Source organism: Micromonospora sp. CNZ285 (assembly GCF_004637285.1).
The window spans coordinates 2,237,396-2,253,740 of the sequence record NZ_SPQD01000001.1; the positions used below are offsets into that span (position 1 = coordinate 2,237,396).

Consider the following 16,345-nt stretch of genomic DNA (forward strand, 5'->3'; position numbering starts at 1 on the left):
CGCGGGTCAGCCGGCCCGTCCGGCGGCGACCTCCTGCTCGGTCAGGTAGCCGGAGTCGATCAGGACGGACTTGATGTCCTCCTTGTAGACGGTCTGCACCGGCAGCAGGAACGCGGGCACGACCTTGACGCCGTTGTTGTACGCCTTGGTCTCGTTGGCCTTCGGCTCCTCCTTGCGCAGGAACGCCTCGGCGGCGATGACCGCCTGCTCGGCCAGCAGCCGGGTGTCCTTGAACACGGTCGAACTCTGCACGCCGTCGTTGATGAGCTTGACCGAGGCGACCTCGGCGTCCTGGCCGGTCACCACCGGCATCTTCTTGGCGCCGCCGCGGTAGCCGGCGTTCTGCAGCGCGGTGATGATGCCCCGGGACAGGCCGTCGAACGGCGACAGCACGCCGTCGACCTTGCTGCCGTCGTTGTAGCTGGAGGTGAGCAGGTCCTCCATCCGCTTCTGCGCGGTCTCCTGCTGCCAGCGCAGGATGGCGGCCTGCTCGATCTTGGTCTGCCCGGACTTGACCTTCAGCGTCCCGGCGTCGAAGTACGGCTTGAGCGTGTCCATCGCGCCGTTGAAGAAGAACCCGGCGTTGTTGTCGTCGAGCGAGCCGGCGAACAGCTCCACGTTGAACGGGCCGGTCGCGGTGCCCTTGGCGCCGTCCTTGGTGAGCAGGCCGAGCCCGACCAGGAGCGCGTTGGCCTGCGCCACGCCGACCTTGTAGTTGTCGAAGCTGACGTAGAAGCTGACGTTCGGGCTGTTGCGGATGAGCCGGTCGTAGGAGATGACCGGGATCTTCGCCGCCGCGGCGGCCTGGAGCTGGCCGCTGAGCGCGGTGCCGTCGATCGGGGCGATGACCAGCACGTCCGCGCCCTGGGTGATCATCTGGTCGATCTGCTGCGACTGGGTCGGGATGTCGTCCCCGGCGTACTGGAGGTCGACCTTGTAGCCCTTTGCCTGGAGCTTCTCCTTCACCGAGTTGCCGTCGGCGATCCACCGTTCCGAGGTCTGCGTCGGCATCGAGACGCCGATCGTCAGGTCGCCGGGCTTGGCCGAGCTGGTGTCTCCGCCGCCTCCCGCGCCCTCGCCGCTGCAGGCGGCCAGGCTGATCGCGAGCGCGGCACCGCTGAGTGCGGCCAGAAGTCGTCTGCGCACGAGCGTCCTCCCTGTCGTGGCGGTCCCTGTGACACAGGTAACCCTCACGGGGAGTGTTAACGCTCACAAGTTGCCCCGTCAACCAATCGCGCGAAATGCGCATGTCTCTTTCTCGTAACAGAGACGGCAGTCCAGGTCGGACGGGACGGCGTGGCGGGGCACCGCGGGGGCGACGGCGCGCCGCCCCCGCGGTGGCCCGGCTCAGGTCGCGGAGCAGGTGGGCGTCATGCCCGATCCGCTGCCGTTGCCCTGGAACCCGAACTCGGTGCTCTGACCGGCCCCGAGCTGGCCGTTGTAGTCGACGTTGGTGAACCGCACCGTGCCGCTGTTACCGCTCGCGGTGGCGCTCCAGGTGTTGGTGATGCTCGCGCCGCCCGGCAGCGTCATGGTGACAGTCCATCCCCGGGTGCCCGACGAGCCGGCTGTCACCTTCACGTTGGCGACGAAGCCACCGGTCCAGGAGTTCAGCGTCACCGATGCCGTACACCCGCCCTGGCCCGGCGGCGGCGTGGTCGGGTTGTTCGGCGGCGGGGTCGTGGTCGGCGGCGGGTTGTTCCCGCCCGCGTTGAGCGCGTCGAGCACCGCGTTGTACGCCGCCTTCTTGTTGCCCGAGCAGTCGAACAGCAGCGCGTTGTCCGAGCCGCGCCACGAGTCGCAGTCCCGCACGCCCCACACCGTGATGCCGGTGCAGCGCGACACCGCCAGGCAGGCCCGGGTGACGGCGGCGTAGATGTTCGCCTGGTTGCCGCCGGTCATCACGTCCAGCTCGGTGATCTGCACCTCCACGCCCAGGTCCGCGAAGCGCTGGAGGTTGGCCTGGTAGTCACCGGGAAGCGTGGTGCCCAGGTGCGACTGGAAGCCGACGCAGTCGATCGGCACGCCACGCGACTTGAAGTCGCGCACCATGTTGTAGATACCAGTCGACTTCGCGTTGATGCCATCGGTGTTGTAGTCGTTGTAGCAGAGCTTCGCGCCCGGGTCCGCGGCGCGGGCCGCCCGGAACGCGGCCTCGATCCAGTCGTTGCCGGTGCGCTGCAGGTTCGAGTCGCGACGCCCGCCGCTGCCGCCGTCGGCGAACGCCTCGTTCACCACGTCCCAGGCGTAGATCTGCCCCCGGAAGTGGGTGGCGACCTGGGTGACGTGGTTGATCGCGGCGTTGCGCAGCGCGCTGCCGGACAGGCCCTGCGCCCACGACGGCTGCTGCTGGTGCCAGAGCAGCGCGTGCCCGCGCACCGACATCCCGTTCGCGCGGGCGTGGCTCACCAGCCGGTCGCCGCCGCCGTAGCTGAACCGCCCCTGCTGCGGCTCGGTGGCGTCCCACTTCATCTCGTTCTCGGCCACCACGGAGTTGAACTCGCGGTTCAGCACCGTGGCGTACGTGTTGTCGGACAGCTTGCCGGTGGCGACAGCGGCGCCGAAGTAGCGGCCCTTCTCGGCTGCCGCCGCGCGCAGCGTGGTGCCGGCGCTCGCGGCCGGTGCCAGGGCCACCGCCATCCCGGCGACGAGCGCGCCGGCCAGGATGCCGGTGGTCAGCAGGGCTCTCTTTCGTCTCATGCGGATTCCTCTTCCGGGGGGTTACGCGATGGTGGTGGTGCGAGTCCCCGACCCCGCGTCCGGTGACGGTGTCGAGGTACGACCAGCGCGGCTCGCCCGGTGAGCCTTGCGGCGCTCATGCCCTGCCATCGACTGTGAGCGATAACATCCCCCGGCGTCAACCCCCTGCCGCCTAGGGATAGACGTCCTCGTGCGCCTTGCGGTAGTCGACGATCTCGTCCAGCCGGCCGGCCGCCGCGTGCGTCACCCAGGCCGGGTTGCCCAGCAGCGCGCGGCCCAGCGCGACCAGATCGAACTCCCCGTCCGCCAGCCGCGCGGCCAGGCCCGCCACCGACTCCGGGCCGTCCGGGCGCAGGAAGTCCCGCCGCAGCCCGACCGAGCCGACGGTGATCGACGGCAGGCCGGTCAGACGCTTGGCCCAGCCGGCCAGGTTCAGCGGCGAGCCGGGGAACGCCGGCTGCCAGAAGCGGCGCTGCGAGGCGTGCAGCACGTCCGCGCCGGCCTCGGCGAACGCGCCGAGGATCGGCGCCAGCTCGGCCGGGGTCTCGGCGATCCGCGCGTCGAACGCCCGCTCCTTGAACTGGGAGAACCGCACGATCACCGGGAAACGCGCCGGGACCTGCGCGCGGACCGCGCGCACCACCGCCGCCGGGAACGCCGCCCGCCGCGCCGGTGAGCCGCCGAACGCGTCGGTCCGGCGGTTCGTGTACGGCCACAGGAACTCGTCCAGCAGGTAGCCGTGCGCGGCGTGGATCTCGATCGCGTCGAACCCGGCCCGCATCGCGACCCGTGCCGCGTCCGCGTACGCCGCCAGCAGCACGTCCGCGTCCGCTGCGGTCATCGCGTGCGGCGCCGGGCGGCCCGGCTCGCGTACCCCCGAGGGGGTCCACGCCGGACGGCCGTCCACCGGTTCGCGCAGGCTGCCCAGGTGCCACAGCTGCGCGGCGATCCGGCCGCCGGCGGCGTGCACCGCCTCGACCACCCCCCGCCAGCCGGCCTCGGCCGCGCCGGCGGTCATCCGCGGCACGGTGTCCTCGTAGCCGGCGCTGGGATGGTCGACCAGCACGCCCTCGGTGACGATCAGGCCGATGCCGGCCGCGGCGCGGCGCCGGTAGTAGCCGGCCATCTCCGGCGTCGGCACGCCACCGGGCGCGCGGTTACGGGTCATCGGCGCCATCACGAAGCGGGACGGCAACGGCAGCCCGGCGACGGTGACGGGTGCCAGCAGCGGCGTCAGCGGCGATGCGGTGTCCAGTGTCGCGTTCATGACCCGACGCTAGGAGTTGACACCGGTGTCAAGGGCAAGCGCTCAGGCGGCCGGATCCCGGGTGTCCTCGGTCACCGTCATGTCGGACACCACGTCGTCGAGCACCGCGACGGCGTGCGCGAGCCGCGCCATCTCGGCGGTCATCCGGGCCCGCTCCTCGCGCAGCCGGTCGGTGAGCCACGAGGTGCGGATCTCCGGATCGGTCACGCAGGGCAGCAGCTCGGCCATCCGGCGGCTGCTCAGCCCGGCGTCGAACAGCCGCTGGATGAGCCGGACCCGGTCCACCGCCGACTCGGCGAAGACCCGCTGCCCGCTCGGCGTCCGCAGGGCGGCGAGCAGGCCCTGCTGCTCGTAGTACCGGATGGACCGGGCGCTCACCCCGGTCCGCGCCGACAGCTCCCCGATCCGCATCGCGCCTCCCCGCTCGCCGGACCTCCATCATCGAGCATGCCGCGCCGGTCCGGACAGCAGCTCGACGTACCCGTCGGTGCCGTGCACGCGGATCCGCCCGCCGTCGGGGATCAGCCGGGTCGCGTCCGGCACCGCCACCACCGCGGGCAGGCCGTACTCGCGGGCGATCACCGCGCCGTGCGTCATCAGGCCGCCCACCTCCGTCACCAGGCCGGCGGCACCCACGAACAGCGGCGTCCAGCTCGGGTCGGTGTGCGCGGTGACGAGGATGTCGCCCGGCTCCAGGTCGGCACCGGCCAGGTCCGCCACGACCCGCGCCCGCCCCTCGACCACGCCGGCCGAGACCGCCAGCCCGGCCAGGGCGCCCGGTGGCACGTCGTCGCGCCGGTACGAGCCGTTGAGGGCCTCGCCGTCGGAGGTGAGCACCCGGGGCGGGGTGAGCGCCTGGTGCGACCGGAACTCCTCCCGGCGCCTGCGGATCAGCCCGGCGTCCACCCGCCCGGTCGCCGCGACCTCACGGAACTCGTCGAAGGTGAGGTAATAGGCGTCCTCCGGGTCGGCGAGCACACCGGCGCGCGCCAGCCGGTCGGCCTCCGCCATGAGCGCCTGCTTGTAGACGGCGTAGCGGCTCACGATGTCGTACTTCGGGTACTCCCGGTAGCCGGCGAACGTCCGTACCCGATCGATCACGGCCTGCGTCTCGGCGGCCCTGCGCTCGCCGTCGGGCAGCGCGCGCAGGCGGTCCAGCACCTCCCGGGCCTTCGCCTCGGCCCGCTCCCGGCCCTGGGCGAAGCGGCGCGCGGCGGCGCCCGGGGCGAAGGTGCGGACGTTGTCCAGGATCAGCGGCACGAGCGTGGCCGGGCGCTCGCTCCACCGTGGCCGGGTGATGTCGATCTCGCCGACGCAGCGCATGCCGTACCGGTCCAGGTAGCCCTCGACGGCCGCGCGCACCTGCGCGCCGCCGGGCAGCTTCGGCAGCTCGTCCAGGAACCCGTCGTCGGCGGCGTCCCGCAGGAACGCCACCACCTCGGGGTACGCGCGGACCACGTCGGCCACGTCGAGCAGCGCCAGCCCCATCTCGGCGGTGACGTTGCCGGGCGCGGACAGCGTGAGCGTGTCGGCGGCGTCGCGTTCGCCGAGCCACTCCCCCAGCCTGTCGTTGAGCCACCAGGTGGCCTGCATCCCCGCCATGATCACCTGGGCGCTCACCGGATCGGTGAGCACCCGCTTGTGCTCGGTGAACGCCTCGACCAGGAAGTCGAACAGCGCGGGTCCGGAGCGGCCGCGGACGTCGCGGCGCAGGGCGGCGAGAGACTCCCGGCTGCGTTCGACCAGCGTGGTGACGATCGCCGGGTCGGTCTCGATCGGGGGTGGCGGTCCGCCCGCGGGCGGACCGGCCGGGGCCGGGTCCGGGTCCGGCGCGGCCGGTACGACGTCGCGGGCGAGGACCGTCTCCAGCGCGTCCCGGGTGAGCGGGTCGGCCCGGCCGATCATGCCCAGGAACGCGGCACGGCCCGACACCGTGGACAGGTGCGGCGTGGCGTCGACGAACAGCCGGCCGCCCGCCTCGTGCATCGGCGCCATGGCGGTGAGCCGCCACATCGACAGGCCCAGCGGCCTCATCGCGTCGGTCATCATCTGCTGGTGGCCGACCGACAGGTAGACGTGGAACCGCCCGTCGGCGGCGACCGCCGGCACCGGGAACAGCGTGGTGATCGGCCGGCTCTGGAGGATGTGGACGTCGTCCCCGGTCAGGGCCCACTCGACGTCCTGCGGGCAGCCGAAGTACGCCTCGATCCGCCGGCCCAGCGCGGCGAGGCGTACCGCCTGCGCGTCGGTCGGGGCGGGCTGGGCCTGCCGCGCCGGGTCGACCGGCGTCTCCCGGGTGCCGCCGCCGGGCACCGCGTGCACCGCCCGCGCCTTCGCGCCGATCGTCCGGCCGGCCACCGCGCCGTCGCGCACCGTGAAGACGTCCGGGTTCACCAGGCCGGAGACCAGGGCCTCGCCGAGACCGAAGCCGGCCTCCACCGACACCACCGTCCGGTCGCCGGTGACCGGGTCGGCGGTGAACATGACCCCCGCCGCGTCCGGGACGACCATCCGCTGCACCACCACCGCCATCTCCACGGACCGGTCGTCGATGCCGTGCCGCCGCCGATAGGTCACCGCGCGGTCGGTGAACAGCGAGGCCCAGCAGCGGCTGATGTGCCGCAGCACCTCGGCCGTGCCGACCACGTTCAGGTAGGTGTCCTGCTGGCCCGCGAACGAGGCGTCCGGCAGGTCCTCCGCTGTCGCGCTCGACCGCACGGCGTACGCGGCGTCCGCGCCGAGCCCGGCCAGCGCGGCGGTGACCGCCGCCGCGACCTCGCCCGGCAGCGCGGCCCGCTCGACGGCGCGACGGACCTCGGCGGCGGCAGCGCGGATCGCCGCCGGGTCGTCCGCGTCCGCGCGGGCGAGCCGCTCCAGCGGGCCGGCCAGCGCCGGCGTCCGCGCCACGGCCAGCCGGAAGGCGTCGGTGGTGACGCAGAAACCCGGAGGTACGCGCACCCCGTCGACCCGCGTCAGCGCCCCCAGGTGCGCGCCCTTGCCGCCGACCGCGGCGATCCGCGTCTCGTCCACCTCGTGCAGTTGCCACACGTACCGTCCGGTCATGCCCTGCCCCCGTTTTCGCAGCTCGACCCGCATCGGCCGCTGATTCTGCGGCATCACCGGGGCCTTGCGGCAAGACCCGGGGTGCGATATACGTTGATAGTGGCGAGGAGAGGTGTCTCCTTGCCTTTCGTTTTGCCGCACCACGAACCCCTTCCCTGACCCGCTGCCGTCACGTGAGTCAGATCTCCCCGCCCCGGGTGGAGTGCCGGGGGCGCGGCGGGGCAAGAAGCGACCACGAGGCCGCGACGCGGCCCGGACGAGCGGGACCGGACGGGGTGGGGGAGACTCGGGCGATGAGCGGCGCTGACACCGACCCGCGTACGCGTGCCGACGTCTTCGCCGTGGACGCGGAGATCGGGCCGGACCTGGCGCGGATCGACTGGTCGGCGCACCCCCTGGGCCCGCCGGACACCTGGCCGCAGAGCCTGCGGACCGCGGTGCGGATCCTGCTGTCCTCCCGGTTCCCGATGTGGATGGCTTGGGGGCCGCGGCTCAGCTTCTTCTGCAACGCCGCCTACCGGCGGGACACGCTCGGCCGCAAGTACCCGTGGGCGCTGGGGCTGCCGGCGAACGAGGTGTGGGCGGAGATCTGGAACGACATCGGTCCGCGCGTCGACACCGTGCTGCGCACCGGCGAGGCGACCTGGGACGAAGGGCTGCTGCTGTTCCTGGAGCGCGCCGGCTACCGGGAGGAGACCTACCACACGTTCTCCTACAGCCCGCTGCGCGACGACGACGGCGGCCTGGTCGGGATGCTCTGCGTGGTCAGCGAGGACACCGAGCGGGTCATCGGCGAGCGGCGGATGGCCACGCTGCGCGACCTCGGCTCGGACCCGAGCGTCATCCGCACCGAACAGGAGACGCTCGCGTTCGTCAGCCGCCAGCTGGCCCGCAACCCGCAGGACCTGCCGTTCACGCTCACCTACCTGTACGACGACGACGGCGCCCGGCTGGTGGAGGCGACCGGGCTGGCGGCGGGCCATCCGGCGGCCCCCGCCACGCTGTCGCCCGGCGACCCGGCCGCGCCGTGGCCGGCCGGCGCCCTCACCGAGGGCGAGTCGGTGCGGGTCGCGCTCGACGGCCCGGCCTTCGCGGACCTGCCGGCGGGTGTCTGGCCCGCCGCGCCAGCCGAGGCGCTGCTGGTGCCGCTGCGGCAGCAGGGCGGTGCGCCGTACGGGTTCCTGGTCGCCGGGCTGAACCGCTACCGGGCGCTGGACGACGGGTACCGCGGCTTCGTGGAGCTGACCGCCGGGCATCTCGCCACCGGTATCGCCAGCGCCCGCAGCTACCAGGCGCAGCAGCGGCGGGCCGAGGAGCTCGCCGAGCTGGACCGCGCGAAGACCGCGTTCTTCTCCAACATCAGCCACGAGTTCCGCACGCCGCTCACCTTGATCATGGGCCCGCTGGACGAGCTGCGCGGCCGGTTGCCGGACGCCGACGAGCAGGTCCGGGCCGAGCTGGACGTCATCCGCCGCAACGGCCTGCGCCTGGGCAAGCTGGTGAACAGCCTGCTCGACTTCTCCCGGATCGAGGCCGGGCGGATGCAGGCCCGCTACGAGCCGGTGGACCTGGCCGCGGTGACCGCCGACCTGGCGAGCGTCTTCCGGTCGGCGATCGAACGGGCCGGCCTGTCCTTCGAGGTCGACTGCCCGCCCCTGCCCGAGCCGGTACACCTGGACCTCGGCATGTGGGAGAAGGTGGTGCTGAACCTGCTCAGCAACGCGCTGAAGTTCACCTTCGACGGCACCATCCGGGTGGAGCTGCGCGCCGAGGGCGACACGGCGGTGCTGCGGATCTCCGACACCGGCATCGGCGTACCCGCCGACGAGATGCCGCGCCTGTTCGAGCGGTTCCACCGCATCGAGAACGCCCGCTCCCGCTCCGACGAGGGCAGCGGCATCGGCCTGGCCCTGGTCAAGGAGCTGGTCACGCTGCACGGCGGCGACATCGACGCGCACAGCACCGCGGGCCGGGGCACCACCTTCACGATCCGGCTGCCGTTCGGCACCGGCCACCTTCCGGCCGACGCGCTCGCCCCGGCGGGCACCGGCCGGACGCCGGCGTCCGCCGAGCCGTTCGTGCAGGAGGCGCTGCGCTGGCTGCCGGCCGAACCGGGCGGCGCCGTCGGCGGGGACGACCCGCCCGGCGGACCGCTCCAGCCGCTGCCCGGCGGGGCGCCGGCCCGCGTCCTGGTGGCCGACGACAACGCCGACATGCGGGAGTACCTCACCCGGCTGCTGCGCTCGGCCGGGCACGAGGTGCACGCGGTGGCCGACGGGCAGGCCGCGCTGGACGCCGCCCGCGCGCACACCCCCGACCTGGTGGTCAGCGACGTGATGATGCCCCGGCTCGGCGGCCTGCAACTGGTCGCCGCGCTGCGCGCCGACCAGCGGACGGCCGGCACGCCGGTGCTGCTGCTGTCCGCCCGCGCCGGGCAGGAGGCCTCGATCGAAGGGCTGGAGGCCGGCGCCGACGACTACCTGGTGAAGCCGTTCCCGGCCGCCGAACTGCTGGCCCGCGTCCGGGCGAACGTGGAGCTGGCCCGGCTGCGCAACCACCACGCCCGCTGGCGTACCGCGCTCGTCGACTCGTTGCAGGAGGCGTTCTTCGTCTGCGACGAGGACGGCGCGGTCGTCGAGATCAACGCGGCGTTCACCGGCATCCTCGGCTACGGGACCGAGGACCTGCCCTATCCGGCGGTGCACCCGTGGTGGCCGGACCGGGAGGCCGAGCCCGAGGCGCACCGCCAGGTGGCGGAGGCGTTCTCGACGCTCGTGGGGCAGACCCGTGGCACGTACACCGTGCCGGTGACCCACCGCGACGGGCACCGGATCTGGATCTCGGCCGCGTTCAACCAGGTCGACGACCCGGACACCGGCCGGCGGATGATCGTCGGCACGTTCCGCGACGTCACCGCCGAGCACTACGCGGTGCAGCGGGAGACCGCCCTCGCCGGGCTCAGCATGCGGCTGTCGCAGGCCGACGACCTCACCGACGCGCTGCACGGGGTGCTGGACGAGCTGCGCAGGCTGTGGCGGGCCGCCGGCGTGCTCACCGCAGTCTTCGGCGACCTGCCCGCCCCCGAGGTGACCGCCATCGACCCGGCGGCACGCTGGGACACGCTGCCGCCGGAGCGCCGGCAGGCGCTGCTCGCGCTGCGGGACACCCCGCTGCTGACCCCGGTGGCGACGCGTACGCACGGCGCCGGCATCGCCGTCGAGCACCCGCACGGCACCATGGCGCTCTGGATCGACCTGGGCGAGAAGCGGCCCTTCACCGAGCAGGACCAGACCCTGCTCGCGCTGCTGGCCGGCCACATCGGCCAGGGGCTGCATCGGGTGCACCAGATCGACCAGCAGCGGGAGACCGCGCTGGCCCTGCAACGGGCGATCCTCGGCCCGGCGCAACTGCCCGCCGGCTTCGCGGTCCGGTACTCCCCCGCCGCGATGCCGCTCAAGGTCGGCGGCGACTGGTACGACACTGTGGAACTGCCGGACGGGCGCATCGGCATCGTGGTCGGCGACTGCGTGGGACACGGGCTGCGGGCCGCGACGGTGATGGGTCAGCTGCGCAGCGCCTGCCGCGCGCTGCTGTTGCAGGATCCGAGCCCGGCCCGCACGCTCGTGGCGCTGGACCGGTTCGCCGCGCTGCTGCCGGGGGCGTCCTGCGCCACCGTCTTCTGCGGCGTGCTCGACCCGGCCACCGGCCTGATGCACTACTCCAGCGCCGGTCACCCACCGGCCATCGTGGTCCGCGCCGACGGCACTCCCGAACTGCTGCAACACGGCCGGTCCCGGCCACTGGCCGTACGCCCGGGCCAGGAGCGCCCGGAGGCGGAGGCGACGGTGCCGCCGCGCGCCACCCTGATGCTCTACACCGACGGCCTGGTGGAACGCCGCCGCCAGCCGATCACCGCCGGCATCGCCCGCGCCACCGACGCCGTCCAGCAGGGTCACCACGCGCCGGTCGAGGTGCTGGCGACCGAGATCATGGACCGGCTCACCCCGGACGGCGGCTACCACGACGACGTGGCCCTGCTGCTCTACCGCCACCCCGGGCCGCTGGAACTGGAGTTCCCGGCCGAGTCGACGCGCCTGGCCGAGGTCCGCACCGCGCTGCGGGGATGGCTGGACCGCTGCGGGCTGGCCCCGGCCCACGCCTACAACATCCTGGTGGCGGCCGGGGAGGCGTGCGCCAACGCGATCGAGCACGGGCACCGCGACGACCCGGGCGGCCGGATCCGGCTGCGCGCCGCCGCCACCGCCGGCGCGCTGCGCCTGAGCGTCACCGACAGCGGCCACTGGCGCGACCGGGACCAGCCTCCCGACCCGCACCGCGGCCGGGGACTCGTGCTCATGCGCGCGCTGATGGACAACATCAGCGTCACCCCCGGGGCCACCGGCACCACCGTCGACATGCAGGCGAGGATCACGCCATGAGCACGTCCCTGACTCTGACCACGAGCGACAGCCCGGACGGCGTCCGCGTGCTGGCAGCCGTCGGTGAGATCGACATGAGCAACGCCTCCACCTTCGCCGACGCGCTGGCCGACGCCGTTCGTTCCGACGGCGAGCCCCTGGTCGTGGACCTCACGAAGGTGGAGTACCTGGACAGCGCCGGGCTGGCCGCGCTGTTCCCGCACGCCGACCGGATCGCGCTGATCGCCGGCCCGCTGCTGGAGCCGCTGCTGACCATCTCCGGGCTGGCCGACCTCACCACGGTCCGCAGCGCCTGACGCCGTCGGGGCGTCAGGCGCTGTCGCGGGTCGGGCGCCGTCGGCGCCGTCGCCTGGTCGGGCGCGGTCGAGGGGTCAGGCGCCGTTGCGCACGATCACCAGCGGCGAGTGGGCGTGGTGCAGCACCGCGTGGCTGACCGAGCCGAGCAGCAGCCCGCCCAGCGCGCCCCGGCCGTGCGCGCCGACCACCACGAGCTGGGCGTCCTTCGACTCCTCCACAAGCACCCGGGCCGGGGCGCCGCGCAGCGACCGCTGCCGTACCGGCACGTCGGGGTAACGCTCGGCCCAGCCGGCGATCGACTCGGCGAGGACGCGCCGGGACTCCTCGGCGAGCGCCTCCGGGTCGTACACCAGCGGCAGGATGTCGCCGGGGCCGATCGGTGTGGGGTACAGCCAGGCGTGCACCACGATCAGCGACGCGCCCCGGCGGGCGGCCTCCTCGTACGCGTACCCGACCGCCGCGGTGGACAGCTCGGAGCCGTCCACGCCGACCACGACGGGCCCGTCGGCGCGCGCCTCGCCGCGCGTCACCAGCACCGGGCAGTGCGCGCGGGCCGACACCTGGAGCGTGACCGAGCCGATCAGCAGGCCGGCGAACCCGCCCAGGCCGCGGTGGCCGAGCACGATCAGCGCCGCCTCGCGGGACTCGGCGACCAGCACCGCCGCCGGCGCGCCGTCGACCACCACGCCGGTGACAGGTACGTCCGGCGCGACCTTGCCGGCCTCGGCGACCGCCTCGGCGACGACCCGTTCGGCCTGGTTGCGCAGGCCGGCTCCGGCGGGCGCGCCCGGGGCCGGGGTGAGCGGCGCGCGGGTCAGCGGCCAGATGAAGGCGTGTACCACCTGCAGTGGCCGGTTCCGGTCGGCGGCCTCGCGGGCTGCCACCCGGACCGCGTCCAGCGAGGCGGCGGAGCCGTCCACGCCCACCACGACGGGGGCCTGCGAGTGGATCGTCATGTCGTCCTCCTTCACTCGTCCTCAGCCTGCCGGTCAGGCGGCCGGCCCGGCAGGGCCGGCGGCCCCGGCGTGGGGGCCGTTGGTCCCGCGGAAGCGGCGGGTCAGCCGCAGCACCAGCCCGGGCAGCACGCCGATCGCGGCGCAGGCGAGCAGGTCGAGCGCGCTGAGCGGGGACGTGCCGAGCAGCTCGCGCAGCGGCGGCAGCAGCACGCCCGCCACCTGGAGCACAGCGGAGATCGCTACCGCCACCGGCAGCGCGAGGTTGCGCTCGCGGGAGCCCGGGGTACGGATCGCGCGGACCGCCAGCGCCACGCCGAGCTGGGCCAGGCCGAGGACCACGAACACCACCGACTGCCACGGCCGGTCGGACGCCGCGGCCCACACCCCGGCGCCCAGCGTCGCCGCGGCGATCAGCCCGCCGGTGACCAGCACGTCCCGGCCCAGGCCGGCGCCGAGCACCGACTCCTGCGGCGAGCGGGGCGGCCGGCGCAGCGTGCCCGGCTCGGCCGGCTCCGCGCCGAGCGCCACTCCGGGGACGCCGTGGGTGAGCAGGTTGATCCAGAGGATCTGCGCCGGCAGCAGCGGCACCGGCAGGCCGAACAGCGGGCCGAGCAGCATCACCGCGATCTCGGCCACGCCACCGGCGAGCGCGTAGCGCAGGAACCGGCGGATGTTGTCGTAGATCCGGCGGCCCTCGCCGATGGCGGTCGCCACGGTGGTCAGGTCGTCGTCGACGAGCACCAGGTCGGAGGCCTGCCGGGCCACCTCGGTGCCGCCGCCCATGGCCACGCCGATGTCCGCGCGGCGCAGCGCCGGGGCGTCGTTGACGCCGTCGCCGGTCATCGCCACCACGTGCCCCCGGTTCTGGAGGCCGGCGATGATGTCGAGCTTCTGTTCCGGCTGGGTCCGCGCGTACACCCGGGTCTCGGGGTGGGCGCGGCCCGGGTCGCCGTCGTCGCCGTTGGCGAGCGGGTCGCCGTCGCGCCAGAGCCCGAGCCGTCCGCCGATGGCGGCGGCGGTCGCCGGATGATCGCCGGTGATGAGGACCAGCCGGATGCCGGCCTCCTCGAAGCCCGCGGCGATGCCGGGCGCCGCGGCGCGCAGCGGGTCGCCGACCGCGACCAGGCCCAGCGGGCGCAGGCCGGTCGGCCGGGCCGGGTCGGGCAGGGTGTCGACCACCGCGGAGGCCACCGCCAGGACCCGCAGCCCTTCGGTGGCGAGCCGGTGCGCGGCGTCGGTCAGCTCGGCCAGTTCCGCGGCTTCGGCGTCCACCAGCGGCGCGGCCAGCAGGTTCTCCGGCGCGCCCTTGCAGACCACCAGGTATCGCCCGTCGCAGCGGCGGTGCACGGTGGTCATCCGGCGCAGGTCCTGGTCGAACGGGGCCTCCGCCACGCGGGGCCAGGCGTCGCGGGTGGTGTCCGGGTCCAGGCCGCAGCGGGCGCCGAACGTGACGAGCGCCGCCTCCAGCGGGTCACCGATCGCCGTCCACTCGGGCCGCTCGTCGGTGGGCGGCGTCACCGTGGCGTCGTTGCAGAGCAGCCCGGCGCGGGCGAGGGCGCGCAGCTCGTCCGGGGCGCTCACCGGCTCGCCCCGGTGGTGCACCTCGCCGTCGGGCGCGTAGCCGGTGCCGGTGACGGCGTAGCGGTCGCGGCCGGGGACGACCGCGTACTGCACCGCCATCCGGCCCTCGGTGAGCGTGCCGGTCTTGTCGGAGGCGATCACGGTGACCGAGCCGAGAGTCTCCACCGCGTGCAGCCGGCGGGGGATGGCGCGGCTGCCGGCCATCCGGCGCGCGCCCAGGGCGAGCGCCAGCGTGACGACGGCGGGCAGCGACTCCGGTACGGCCGCCACCACGAGGCTGACGGCGGTGACGGCCATCTGCGTGACCGGCCGCCCGTCGAGCACGCCGATGGCGAAGACCAGCCCGGAGAGCACCACTGCGGTCAGGCCGAGCACCCGGCCGAGCGAGGACAGGCGTCGTTGCAGCGGGGTGGGCGCCGGCCTGGTCGCCGCGACCAGGGCGCTGATCCGGCCCAGCGCGCTCGCCGCGCCGGTGCGCGCCACGGTTCCGGTGGCGCGGCCGGTGGTGACGACGGTGCCGGCGCTGGCCTCCTCCCCCGCGACCCGGGCCACCGGCACCGACTCGCCGGTCAGGGCCGACTCGTCCAGGCTGAGGCGTACCGCGTCGGTGAGGTCGAGGTCGGCGGGCACCACGTCGCCCGCCTCCAGCCGGACCAGGTCGCCGCGCACCAGGTCGGCGGCGGGCAGCACGAGGTCACGGCCGTCGCGGACCACACGCGCGGTCGGTGCGGCGAGCCGGTCCAGCGCGGCGACGGCCCGGTCGGCGCGTACCTCCTGCACCACGCCGATCGCGGTGTTGATCAGGACGACCAGCACGATCACGGCGGTGTCTGGGTAGTCGCGCAGCAGCGTGGTCACCACGGCGGCGGCCAGCAGCAGCGCCACCAGCGGGTCGGTGAGCTGGCGGAACACCCGGCCGGCCAGCCCGCGCTTGCGCGGGGCGGCCACGGTGTTCGGGCCGTCGGCGCGCAGCCGGGCGGCCGCCTCGGCCGAGCCGAGCCCGGTCGCGGGGGCCGGAGAGATCTCGGTGGGCGTCGTCGCTGTCGCCGGCCCGCCGTTGATCACCACATCGTCCTCCATGTCGTCGCCGCCCGCGCCGGGCAATCCCAGCATGCCGCGCGACCCTACGTGGGTCGCAGGGCCGAGGTCCTGTCGGACCCGGGACCAACGGCCCCCGCGCACGGGGCAGCGCGGCGCCCGGCGCGCCGGTAACGTCCGCGCGGTGAACCGGACACGCAGCGCCACCGTCCCGACACCTCCGTCCCGTCACCGGTGGGTCCGGTGGACGCTCGCGGTGCTCCTGCTCGCATCGGCGGGGTGCGGGAGGGGGATCGGGGAGGAGAGCGGCGACGAACTGGCGCGCGACACCGCGGCGGCGGAGGCGAAGCAGCTCAACACGGAGCTGGGTCACCGCAACCGGGCGCGGGACGCCGGGTCGATCGCAGCGGCCGAGATCGTCCAGGAGCCGACGGACGCCGCGTCCGGCGGCGGTGCGACAGTCCGGCGGGAGGCGCTGGCCTGGTCCGGGCGCACCGCCGGGAACGAGCGGGCCACCGTCGACGTGCGGTTCGTGGTGACGGTGCCGGAGCAGCCGCCGGTGTCGATCGGCGGCGCGAGCAACAGCGCCGGTGAGGCCGCGCGCTGCTACCGCTACGAACTCGAGCTCTACCGCTACACGACGTACCACGAGATCGACTGTCCGAGCGGCGCCGCTCCCTCGCCGCCCACCGCCGCGCCGGTGCCGGCGGTGCCCGAGGACGGGCGGCAGCGGCTCACCGCCGTGCTGCGCACCGCCACCCCGGACACGCTGGCGGGCGCCGTGCGGGCGGCCTTCCCGCAGGACTGGATCACCGTCGACACGACGGTGCACGAGGGCGCGCTGGTCGCCGCCGTCGGCGTACCGGCCGAACGGGACTGCCTCCTGCTCGTCCGCACACCGGCCGGGAAGATCGAGTCCCCCGGGTACGACCGGATCTGGCTGGAGCCGGGCGAGACCGGCTGCCGGACCGCGCTCTACGTGGCGCCGCCGCGCTGACGTACCG

Annotated in this window: 10 protein-coding genes; 3 read left to right on the forward strand and 7 right to left on the reverse strand. The window is 74.5% G+C overall.

The window, feature by feature from the left end; translation table 11 throughout:
* Positions 1–6: 6 nt before the first annotated feature.
* The 5 genes from chvE to rph all read right to left on the reverse strand — a co-directional run bounded on the left by chvE (position 7) and on the right by rph (position 7,084).
* Positions 7–1,146 (reverse strand): multiple monosaccharide ABC transporter substrate-binding protein, encoded by a 1,140-nt coding sequence (gene chvE, locus CLT75_RS10335; RefSeq protein WP_071094585.1) that lies wholly within the window; start codon positions 1,144–1,146, stop codon positions 7–9.
* 201 nt (positions 1,147–1,347) lie between these two features.
* Positions 1,348–2,700, reverse strand: a complete 1,353-nt coding sequence (locus tag CLT75_RS10340; protein ID WP_135240602.1) for a glycoside hydrolase family 10 protein — start codon at positions 2,698–2,700, stop codon at positions 1,348–1,350.
* A 172-nt stretch (positions 2,701–2,872) separates the two neighbouring features.
* Complete coding sequence (locus tag CLT75_RS10345) at positions 2,873–3,967, reverse strand: oxidoreductase (protein ID WP_135240603.1); 1,095 nt, start codon at positions 3,965–3,967, stop codon at positions 2,873–2,875.
* 42 nt (positions 3,968–4,009) lie between these two features.
* Positions 4,010–4,378 (reverse strand): MerR family transcriptional regulator, encoded by a 369-nt coding sequence (locus CLT75_RS10350; RefSeq protein ID WP_030499140.1) that lies wholly within the window; start codon positions 4,376–4,378, stop codon positions 4,010–4,012.
* Positions 4,379–4,405: 27 nt separating this feature from the next.
* A complete protein-coding gene (gene rph, locus CLT75_RS10355) occupies positions 4,406–7,084 on the reverse strand; it encodes a phosphoenolpyruvate synthase (RefSeq protein WP_486485119.1) in 2,679 nt (892 codons plus the stop codon).
* Positions 7,085–7,323: 239 nt separating this feature from the next.
* Between rph and CLT75_RS10360 the strand changes: the two genes are divergently transcribed.
* Together CLT75_RS10360 and CLT75_RS10365 are read left to right on the forward strand one after the other, a co-directional pair.
* A complete protein-coding gene (locus CLT75_RS10360; protein WP_135240604.1) occupies positions 7,324–11,469 on the forward strand; it encodes a SpoIIE family protein phosphatase in 4,146 nt (1,381 codons plus the stop codon).
* On the forward strand, positions 11,466–11,765 hold the full coding sequence (locus CLT75_RS10365) for an STAS domain-containing protein (RefSeq protein WP_135240605.1): 300 nt from the start codon (positions 11,466–11,468) through the stop codon (positions 11,763–11,765). The genes CLT75_RS10360 and CLT75_RS10365 overlap by 4 nt, the downstream gene beginning before the upstream one ends.
* A gap of 75 nt (positions 11,766–11,840) precedes the next feature.
* Here CLT75_RS10365 and CLT75_RS10370 read toward each other — a convergent pair whose 3' ends face one another.
* Positions 11,841–12,722 (reverse strand): universal stress protein, encoded by an 882-nt coding sequence (locus CLT75_RS10370; protein ID WP_135240606.1) that lies wholly within the window; start codon positions 12,720–12,722, stop codon positions 11,841–11,843.
* 33 nt (positions 12,723–12,755) lie between these two features.
* The gene (locus CLT75_RS10375) at positions 12,756–15,416 is read right to left on the reverse strand and encodes a cation-translocating P-type ATPase (RefSeq protein ID WP_135240607.1); all 2,661 of its coding nucleotides are present in this window, start codon (positions 15,414–15,416) and stop codon (positions 12,756–12,758) included.
* Positions 15,417–15,525: 109 nt separating this feature from the next.
* Between CLT75_RS10375 and CLT75_RS10380 the strand changes: the two genes are divergently transcribed.
* Positions 15,526–16,338, forward strand: a complete 813-nt coding sequence (locus tag CLT75_RS10380; RefSeq protein WP_357209037.1) for a hypothetical protein — start codon at positions 15,526–15,528, stop codon at positions 16,336–16,338.
* Positions 16,339–16,345 lie beyond the last annotated feature (7 nt).

Excerpts from the sequence above, each read along its gene's own strand:
- CLT75_RS10360 (WP_135240604.1), top strand. The coding sequence starts at position 7,324 with ATGAGCGGCGCTGACACCGACCCGCGTACGCGTGCCGACGTCTTCGCC.
- CLT75_RS10345 (WP_135240603.1), bottom strand. The coding sequence starts at position 3,967 with ATGAACGCGACACTGGACACCGCATCGCCGCTGACGCCGCTGCTGGCA.
- CLT75_RS10340 (WP_135240602.1), bottom strand. The coding sequence starts at position 2,700 with ATGAGACGAAAGAGAGCCCTGCTGACCACCGGCATCCTGGCCGGCGCG.
- CLT75_RS10375 (WP_135240607.1), bottom strand. The coding sequence starts at position 15,416 with ATGCTGGGATTGCCCGGCGCGGGCGGCGACGACATGGAGGACGATGTG.
- CLT75_RS10370 (WP_135240606.1), bottom strand. The coding sequence starts at position 12,722 with ATGACGATCCACTCGCAGGCCCCCGTCGTGGTGGGCGTGGACGGCTCC.
- CLT75_RS10350 (WP_030499140.1), bottom strand. The coding sequence starts at position 4,378 with ATGCGGATCGGGGAGCTGTCGGCGCGGACCGGGGTGAGCGCCCGGTCC.
- CLT75_RS10365 (WP_135240605.1), top strand. The coding sequence starts at position 11,466 with ATGAGCACGTCCCTGACTCTGACCACGAGCGACAGCCCGGACGGCGTC.
- rph (WP_486485119.1), bottom strand. The coding sequence starts at position 7,084 with ATGCCGCAGAATCAGCGGCCGATGCGGGTCGAGCTGCGAAAACGGGGG.